Below are 7,123 nucleotides of genomic sequence, written 5' to 3'. Positions count from 1 at the left end.
TTGTACGCACGAATTGGTAAACCGATTTGTCCGAATCACGGAATCGAGATTTCAAGCCAGACGATCAGCCAGATGGTCGACCAAGTGATGGAGTTGCCGGAGCGGACGCGTCTGCAAATTCTCGCGCCAATCGTTTCCGGACGAAAAGGAACGCACGTCAAGGTGCTCGACGATTTGAAGAAGGAAGGTTTCGTCCGCGTGCGTGTCAACGGAGAGACGATGGATCTCGCCGAAGAGATCACGCTTGAGAAAAACAAGAAACACTCGATCGAAGTCGTCGTCGACCGTGTCGTCGTGCGGCCAGACGTCGAAGCCCGTCTTGCGGACTCACTTGAGACTGCACTTCGCCTCGCGGATGGTCGCGTCATCGTCGATACAATGGACGGCAACGAATTGTTGTTCAGTGAACATCATGCTTGTCCAATTTGTGGCTTCTCAATCGGCGAACTCGAACCACGGATGTTCTCGTTTAACTCACCGTTTGGTGCTTGTACGTCATGTGATGGTCTCGGAACGAAGCTTGAGGTCGATGTTGATCTCGTCGTGCCGCATCCCGATAAGTCATTGAACGAAGGGGCAATCGTGGCGTGGGAACCAACGAGCTCGCAGTATTATCCACAATTGCTCAAAGCGGTCTGTGACCACTTTAAAATCGATATGGATACACCGTTCGAACAATTGTCAGAAGAACACCGCGAAACGATCTTGAACGGAAACACGAAGGAAGAGATTCACTTCCGTTATGAGAATGACTTCGGGATGGTCCGAAATACGAACCTCTACTTCGAAGGAGTTCTCAATAACTTACAACGTCGCTTCAAGGAGACGTCGTCTGATTATATCCGGGAACAGATGGAAGGCTACATGGCGAAGAAGGCGTGTCCGACGTGTAAAGGACATCGCTTGAAACGGGAATCGCTCGCCGTCAAAGTATCCGATCACCATATCGGTGAAGTGACGAAGATGTCTGTTAAACAAGCGGTCATGTTCTTCGACGAACTACCGGAGAAATTAAGTGAGAAGGATCAGACGATTTCGCGGATGATCGTCCGTGAGATTCATGAACGGGCGTCGTTCCTTGAGAACGTCGGTCTCGATTACCTGACGATCTCACGCGCAGCGGGGACATTATCCGGTGGGGAAGCGCAACGGATTCGTCTTGCGACACAAATCGGTTCGCGTCTGACGGGCGTCCTCTACGTTCTCGATGAACCATCGATCGGTTTACACCAACGTGATAATGATCGTCTGATCAATACGCTGAAGGCGATGCGTGATCTCGGCAATACGCTGATCGTCGTCGAACACGATGAAGATACGATGATGGCAGCCGACTACTTGATCGATATCGGACCAGGTGCCGGGGATCATGGTGGATTCGTCACAGCAGCCGGAAAACCGGAAGAGTTGATGCAGGATGCGAACTCGTTGACTGGTCAATACTTGTCCGGGAAGAAGTTCATTCCTGTTCCGTCGACACGCAAAGAGCCAGACGGTCGGATGCTCCATATCCACAAAGCATCGGAAAACAATCTGAAAAACGTCGATGTCGACATTCCGCTTGGTCTGTTCGTCGCTGTCACTGGTGTCTCGGGATCCGGGAAATCGACGTTGATCAATGAAATTCTTTATAAGACGATTGCGCACGAGATGAACCGGGCGAAAGAAAAACCGGGTGCCCATAAAGGGATCACCGGTCTGGATCAAATCGATAAGGTCATCGATATCGATCAGTCACCAATCGGTCGGACACCGCGTTCGAACCCTGCAACGTATACGGGTGTCTTCGATGATATTCGGGACGTCTTTGCTTCGACGAACGAAGCGAAACTCCGTGGTTACAAAAAAGGACGTTTCAGTTTCAACATCAAGGGTGGGCGCTGTGAAGCGTGTCGTGGCGACGGGATCATCAAGATCGAGATGCACTTCTTACCGGACGTCTATGTTCCGTGTGAAGTCTGTCACGGTAAACGTTATAACCGCGAAACACTCGAAGTGAAATATAAAGGCAAAACGATTGCCGACGTGCTTGAGATGACGGTTGAAGATGCACTCGCCTTCTTCGAGAACATTCCGAAAATCACGCGGAAACTGCAGACGATCGCTGACGTCGGTCTGACGTACATGCGTCTCGGTCAACCCGCGACAGAACTGTCCGGCGGGGAAGCACAACGTGTTAAACTGGCGTCCGAGTTGCATAAACGCTCGACTGGGAAGACGATCTATATTCTCGATGAGCCGACGACGGGACTCCACGTCCATGATATCGCGCGTCTGTTGAAAGTCTTACAACGTCTCGTCGACAATGGTGATACGGTGCTCGTCATCGAACACAACTTGGATGTCATCAAGACGGCCGACTACTTGATTGATCTCGGACCTGAAGGGGGCGACGGTGGCGGAACGATTGTTGCTGCCGGTACACCGGAACAGATCGCTGAAGTTGAAGCATCTTATACGGGACGATACCTCGCACCTGTCCTTGAACGCGACGCGGCACGAATTGAATCGTGAAACTTTTGTGGATGAGGATTCGTAGGAAGGAACTAAGGGAACTTAAACGAAAGTATCATGTAACACACGTTTGAGGTTCAAGAATAGGAGGGAACGGTTCATGAAGCAAGATATGCGTCAATTGATATTGGAGCAAGTCAAAGAAGGAAAGTTAACGATTGATGAGGCACTCGATAAACTCGAGCGGCTCGAAGCGATCGACGAACGTGCAACTTCTGCCAGTGAACATAAGTACGTCGATGAACCAGAACAATATGATCGGGTCGACCAGTATTCTGTCGATTCACTGACGACGAAAGTCATGTCAGCGTTCGATAATCTCGTCAGCCGGATCAAGGACAGTGATCTTTCGCTTAATCAGGCGTCCGGTCCGAACGTCACCTACGTCAAACAATTCCCGTTCAGCGGTGAGACGGTTCACGTCGATCTGTTCAATGCGAACTTGGTCGTCGAACCGAGTGATCTTGAAGAATGCGAATTGACGGTGACAGGACGTCCGCTCCGCCGCCAACAGGTGACGGAAGAACAGGCGCTTGAGCAACTACAAGCTGCTGTTCAGCACGCAGTGTCGGCGAATACACTCTCAATTCGTTTGAAGGATAAGAGTGTTCGAGCGACGGTCCACCTGAAAGTACCACGCCGTCATTACGAGTCATTCGTCTTACAGACGTTGAACGGTGAGATTTCGTTATCGTCACTCGATACGACGTCCGCTCAACTGATGACGGCGAACGGTCGGGTCAACGTCCGTGACCTCTTCAGTGAAGATGTCAAAGTATCGACAGCGAACGGCTCGATCGAAATCGAAGAGTCGGAGTTGAAAGTCTTAAAAGCGAAGACAGCCAACGGTCAAATCATCACGACTGGTGTCTTCGAACGTTCAGAATTGAAAACAGCGAACGGAAACGTACGTTGCGAGCTGAAGACAGCGCAAAATGCGAAAGTCAAAGCCTCGTCACTTGCTGGAAGCATCGCCTTGATGTTGCCGCATGGCGCTGAAGTCTACGGGGAACTTGAGACGAACTTTGGTGGTCTCAACTGCAACTTGGACGACATGGAATTGATTCGGGATCAAAAAGAGATCGTCAACCGGAAACTCCATTTCGTATCAGGACGCGGCCGTTCACCAAAAATCGAGGTCGAAGCGGATACGAAGACAGGTACGATTTCAGTCACACACGGCGTTCACCTCAGTCCACAAGCGTTATAAGCATACTCGGCGCAACTTCTTGAAAAAGAGGTTGCGCTTTTCTAATGACGTCGCATCAGCTTTGCGTGCTTTCCTCAGGCTCGTTTGTCTCTGACAGCGCGGATGACCGCGCTTTTTCCTGTAGGAGTCACAGATGCGGAACGACTTCGTCTGCACATGTAAAAACACCCATCCTCATAAGAAGATGGGTGTAGCTACATCAATAATCGTAATCCTGATCCATCATCGGTTCATCGAAGTTCATGTTCTCGATATTATTCATATCGTAACCGAACGAGAGTAAGGCGATGACACCGATAATCGCGAGGAAAATCGACACGAGGATCAGACCGATGCCGAGCCAACTCTTTCCGCGTGCCCGATTCCAATAGAAGATGATCGCGAGGACGTAAGAGATGAAAGACCCACTGATGAAGATCCCGATAATGGAAATAATGAAGAATAAAAGGGCTGTTTGATCTTGATTCCGGGAGTAGGCTTTCCACATATCGATCAGCGAAATCACGAGATATACGAAACCAGCGATTGCGAGGACCCCAAATAAAATAAGTACTAAAACGAACCAAATGCCGCCACCTGACATCATGGCAAAACCTCCTTCAAAATATTAACTCTTTATTACATTCCCAAGAAATCATGCTTCTAATCCAATTCCATGAACCGAATAAAAATATGGTACAATACTTCAAGTGAAAGGGGCTGACGAAGCGTGCAACCAAAAGTGCGAACAGCTGAAATCGTAAAACAATTCAATCTCCACATCGTCACGGGAGAAGAAGGCTTACATCGCCCGATTCTAACGGCTGATTTGTGCCGACCTGGCCTTGTGCTTGCCGGTTATTATGCTTATTACCCGGCAGAACGTCTTCAAATTCTCGGAAAAACAGAATTGACGTTCTTCAATAATTTAACGTACGAGGAACAACGTGAACGAGCGAACGTCCTCTGTACAGATGAAACACCTGGTATTTTGATCACACGTGGATTTGAAGTGCCGGAAGCGATTATCCAAGCTGCGGACGAGACGAACGTGCCACTGTTGACGACAAAAGGGCATACGACATCGGTCGAGTCACAGATCACGAACTTCCTCGAAGCGGAACTCGCGCCAACGACGGCAATGCATGGTGTCCTTGTCGATATCTATGGTGTCGGCGTCTTCATTAAAGGAGCAAGTGGCGTCGGTAAATCGGAAACAGCACTCGAACTCGTCAAGCGGGGTCATCGTCTGGTCGCGGATGACTCGGTCGAGATTCGTCAAACGGGTGACGGGATTCTAGTCGGAACGGCACCGAAGTTGATTCAACATCTGCTTGAAATTCGTGGACTCGGGATCATCGACGTGATGACGTTGTTCGGTGCAGGTGCTGTTCGCTCGCACAAGAAGATCAGCCTCGTCTGTAACCTCGAGATTTGGGATCAATCGAAAGTCTATGACCGCGTTGGTCTGGATCAAGAGACGCTTCAAATCATCGATACGGAAATCCCGTTCTTGACGATTCCGGTTCGTCCCGGACGAAACCTCGCCGTCATTATTGAGGTGGCAGCGATGAACTATCGCCTGAAAAACATGGGCATTAATACAGCAGAAGAATTCGCGGGACGTCTCGCGCAAGCAATTGAAGATGGGAATGGTGGTCTTTGATGGGAACTCTAGCCTCTGTACAACCAACGTTTGATCGCGTCGCAATCAATCTCGGACCGGTACCGATTTACTGGTACGGGATCGTCATCGCACTCGGTGCGGTCGTCGGCCTGTTGATCGCGATCTTCGAATCGAAGCGGATCGGCTTCAATGAAGAGTATGCGGTCGATGTCGTCATCTGGTCGATTCCGATCAGTATCATCTGTGCCCGGATTTACTACGTCGCGTTCGAGTGGGACTACTACAGTCAGCATCTCGATCAAATCATCAACATCCGCCAAGGTGGGATCGCGATCCATGGCGCGATCATCGGCGCGATTTTGACGGTCATCATCTATACGCGGAAGAAAAAGATCTCGTTCTGGCAGATCGCTGATATCCTGGCACCGTCGCTCTTGTTCGGTCAAGCCGTCGGACGCTGGGGCAACTTCTTCAACCAAGAAGCACACGGCGGCGAGACGACGTGGTCGTACTTACAAGATACGTTGCACTTACCAAACTGGATCGTCAATCAGATGTACATCGACGGGACGTACTACTTACCGACATTCCTCTATGAAAGCATCTGGAACATCATTGGTGTCATTCTATTAATCGTCTGGCGGATGAAGTTCAACCCACGTCGTGGATATGTCTTCCTCGGTTATTTGATTTGGTATTCGATCGGACGCTACTTTATCGAAGGACTCCGGACGGATAGTCTGATGGCTGACGGACTGCGGACGGCGCAAGTCGTCTCGATCTGTTTAGTCATCTTCGGTGTGATCATGCTCGTCATTCGTCGCAATGCCGTTCGTTACTTGGACGGTTCAAAAAAGGAGGCGAAGTAATCGATGATTCGCACACTTTTGTTTGACTTAGATGGAACGTTGATTGATACGAATCCATTGATCTTAAAAAGCTTTGAGCATACGCTCAGTTACTATTACCCCGACCGGACGTTCACGGAAGCGGAACTGCTTCCGTTCATCGGTCCGACGCTTGAAAAGTCATTCTCAGCGATGAATACGGAACAGTGGAAAGAGATGGTCGCTTTTTACAGGAGCTACAACATTGCCATGCATGACGCGCTTGTACTCGAGTATCCAGGTGTGCTTGACGGATTACGCCGTTTGCATAAAGCAGGCTACAAGATGGCGGTCGTGACGTCGAAGAGTCGTCGTGTCGCTCTCCGCGGCATCGAGTTATTCGGATTGACGTCACTCTTTGACGCTGTCATCGCAGCGGATGACGTAACGGAAGAAAAACCAGCCGTCGAGCCGTTTGAGAAAGCGATGCAGTTACTTGGATCAACACCAGACGAGACGATCATGGTCGGTGACAACGATACGGACATCCTTGGGGGCAAGAACGCAGGAGTGAAGACGGTCGCGGTTGGTTGGGCGATCAAAGGACGTGCGTACTTAAAAGCTCTCGAACCGGATGTCATCATTGATTCGATGGATCATCTCGCAGCTTGGCTGGAGGAACAAAATGGCACGGCGAACTGATCGGTTTCAGGTCGGAACGACGAATCCACTCTGGCATATGTACCGGACGGTGTCGTTCTTTAAAGTGATGTGGTGCTTTACGATCGTCACGATTGGTCGGTTTGCCCCGTCGTTACGCTTCAAGAACACGCTCTACCGGACTTGTCTTCGGATGAAAATCGGGGAGAAGACGGCACTTGCCTTGATGGTGATGCCAGACACGATGTTCCCGGAGCGGATCACGATTGGTGACAATACGATCATCGGCTTCAATACGACGATCCT

The 7,123-nt window shown here is 50.0% G+C and carries 6 protein-coding genes and 1 pseudogene; 6 read left to right on the top strand and 1 reads right to left on the bottom strand.

All coding sequences use genetic code 11. The annotated features are described in order from the left end of the window. Positions 1 to 2,514 (top strand): excinuclease ABC subunit UvrA (gene uvrA / locus B2751_RS03985; RefSeq protein ID WP_290773004.1); only part of this gene is annotated, 2,514 nt, incomplete at its 5' end. Positions 2,515 to 2,614: 100 nt separating this feature from the next. Further along, positions 2,615 to 3,724 carry a DUF4097 family beta strand repeat-containing protein gene (locus B2751_RS03980; protein WP_056062976.1) on the top strand — a complete coding sequence of 370 codons (1,110 nt, stop codon included), beginning with the start codon at positions 2,615 to 2,617 and terminating at the stop codon, positions 3,722 to 3,724. A gap of 199 nt (positions 3,725 to 3,923) precedes the next feature. On the opposite strand, the gene B2751_RS03975 is transcribed toward B2751_RS03980, so the two are convergent. Further along, positions 3,924 to 4,310 (bottom strand): hypothetical protein, encoded by a 387-nt coding sequence (locus tag B2751_RS03975; RefSeq protein WP_290773001.1) that lies wholly within the window; start codon positions 4,308 to 4,310, stop codon positions 3,924 to 3,926. Positions 4,311 to 4,433: 123 nt separating this feature from the next. Between B2751_RS03975 and hprK the strand changes: the two genes are divergently transcribed. From hprK to B2751_RS03955, 4 genes and pseudogenes are all read left to right on the top strand, one after another. Then, positions 4,434 to 5,369, top strand: a complete 936-nt coding sequence (gene hprK, locus B2751_RS03970; protein ID WP_290772997.1) for an HPr(Ser) kinase/phosphatase — start codon at positions 4,434 to 4,436, stop codon at positions 5,367 to 5,369. Then, entirely contained in the window at positions 5,369 to 6,199 is an 831-nt protein-coding gene (gene lgt, locus B2751_RS03965; protein ID WP_035409997.1) for a prolipoprotein diacylglyceryl transferase, read from the top strand. Before hprK ends, lgt begins: the two co-directional genes overlap by 1 nt. Positions 6,200 to 6,202: 3 nt before the next feature. Further along, entirely contained in the window at positions 6,203 to 6,859 is a 657-nt protein-coding gene (gene ppaX / locus B2751_RS03960; RefSeq protein WP_290773112.1) for a pyrophosphatase PpaX, read from the top strand. Further along, a pseudogene (locus B2751_RS03955) lies at positions 6,843 to 7,123 on the top strand (acetyltransferase); the annotation flags it as partial. The gene ppaX and the pseudogene B2751_RS03955, both read left to right, overlap by 17 nt.

The organism is Exiguobacterium sp. UBA6282, from assembly GCF_002440475.1.
In the GTDB taxonomy this organism is placed as follows: Bacteria; Bacillota; Bacilli; order Exiguobacteriales; family Exiguobacteriaceae; genus Exiguobacterium_A.
Note: the sequence above shows the minus strand (reverse complement) of the source record. Positions and strands in the feature narration are given on the sequence as shown.

Bases quoted from the DNA above. Each gene is read 5' to 3' on its own strand.
- B2751_RS03980 (WP_056062976.1), top strand. From the start codon at position 2,615: ATGAAGCAAGATATGCGTCAATTGATATTGGAGCAAGTCAAAGAAGGA.
- B2751_RS03975 (WP_290773001.1), bottom strand. From the start codon at position 4,310: ATGATGTCAGGTGGCGGCATTTGGTTCGTTTTAGTACTTATTTTATTT.
- lgt (WP_035409997.1), top strand. From the start codon at position 5,369: ATGGGAACTCTAGCCTCTGTACAACCAACGTTTGATCGCGTCGCAATC.
- ppaX (WP_290773112.1), top strand. From the start codon at position 6,203: ATGATTCGCACACTTTTGTTTGACTTAGATGGAACGTTGATTGATACG.